This is a genomic window from Burkholderia sp. TSV86 (assembly GCF_001522865.1).
Lineage (GTDB): Bacteria > Pseudomonadota > Gammaproteobacteria > Burkholderiales > Burkholderiaceae > Burkholderia.
The window spans coordinates 1-1,777 of sequence record NZ_LOWB01000100.1; the positions used below are offsets into that span (position 1 = coordinate 1).

1 protein-coding gene is annotated in these 1,777 nt (G+C 57.6%); it reads left to right on the top strand.

Going from position 1 to position 1,777, the window contains the following annotated elements:
* Positions 1-1,049: 1,049 nt before the first annotated feature.
* On the top strand, positions 1,050-1,379 hold the full coding sequence (locus tag WS68_RS26430; RefSeq protein ID WP_081062810.1) for a hypothetical protein: 330 nt from the start codon (positions 1,050-1,052) through the stop codon (positions 1,377-1,379).
* Positions 1,380-1,777 lie beyond the last annotated feature (398 nt).

Genomic DNA, 1,777 nt, shown 5'->3' on the forward strand with positions numbered 1-1,777 from the left:
CTATCGGCAGTTTGAGGACGTCGCCAAGGCGGCCTGACTCAAACAAATCGGTCTCCGATGAACCCGGGGCGATTCAGACCATCTTCTGAACCTGTGCGGTCAGCATTTCAATGACGGCGGGCGGGATGCTTTGAGGATGTGAACTCAATGGTGGCGAGTCCTTGATGCCGTCCTTCCTGGTGATGGACATATACACCTCGTTGTCGACTTGGCTTCGGTCGTGCGCCGATATCGGATCCGATGCTTAACGAGGCGCAGGACAGATCTATTTCTAAGCCTAGCTCCTCCGACGCATGCCGGGAGATCGGTGAACGCATTGCCGATTCGCCCTTGGCTGAACAAAAGGCAATGAATTCGTTCGCACTTTGACAAAGTGCAAATATATGGTTCCGACTGAGTTATCGAGGGCGGATTCGGAGGGCCAACTGACGGGGCGTCAGTGCAGAGACATGGTTCCAGCCGTCGAAAAAATATCCTTCCTGTCTCAACTACGTCTTGCGATGTAGTGCGTTGTTTTGCATTTGGAAGCAGGTTTTGGCACACCATGTGTGCCAAATTTGTGCCAACATCCCGTCGCCACGTCCTCTCCCATCTGCATGACACTGCCGCACACTGCTGGTAGACTCATATCGCCCAAGAAATTTGGGTTTGCCGCGCGCTGAAGACGTACAGAACGGCTACGAGACAAAAGCAAAGGATGGATGCGGGTAGCGCCGCTCACATCTAAGAAGCGTGGAGCCACGGACTATTCAGCAGCACCCACCATAAGCGGAGTTGGCGGGAGAGCAAGAAAGGATGCCCTGTTGGGCAATCGCCAGGAGCGTATCCCGCCGGTCCGGATGAGGACGGTTTGAACAAAGGTCGATACGCACCAGGAGAGCGGGCAAGCGAACGAGGGGGACAACCCCGCCGAAGTTTTGAGACCGATGCGATGTCGGCCCTCTGCTGCTCAGTTGAGCAACGCAAGGTCGTCTAGGCCAAGACTCGGTTCCGCGGACCTCATCCGACTTGGCTGGTCATCGACCAGTCGGGATCGGAGGCGTTCGCCCGTGAAATCGCTCCTGACAGTAGAACAACTTTCTCAGTATCTGCATAAATCCATCGCAAGCATCCGCAGCGATGCGACCCGCAATCCACAGTCCCTTCCACCGATTTGCCGCCTGCCGAACACCAAGCGGCTGCTTTGGCGCCTTGAAGACGTAGAAGGCTGGTTAGCTGCTCATGTTGAGGGCATGCCTCGCCCGGCGACCGTTGCCTGTTCCGATGACCTACGACCACGCCGAGGCCGCCCTACCAAAGCCGAGCAGGTTGCACGGCAGCGGAGCCAGCATCGCAAGCACGCCAGCACCCATCACACCGAAGCTGCGGCCGAGGTGTGAGCGATGCAAGCTTTCATCGTCGAAGCGACGCCACTGGCGTCGCTGGGCGAGGCTTGCGATACGTCTGCATCGACGTATTCGCGCCTTGCACCACTCAGGCACCGACAATGCGACTTCTTCGTCGCAGACATTCTCGATGCTTCGCCGAAGGACGACCTGGCAAGCATGGAGCATCCGCTGTTCGCCCTGCGCGCTGGCGACCGACGCATACGTGTGTACGAACGAAAAGAGACTAGGGTACCCCACTCCTTGCGGGCGACGTTGAATACATGCGAGAGAACGGCTAGGCGACGCAGCACCGTGGCGGGCTTGTAGTCCTTTGTAAGCGGTCAATAAATGACGCCCTTCCCATGAGGGTCAGGAGGTCAGAAGCTAGGTGTCCGCGTGGACACCTGCAC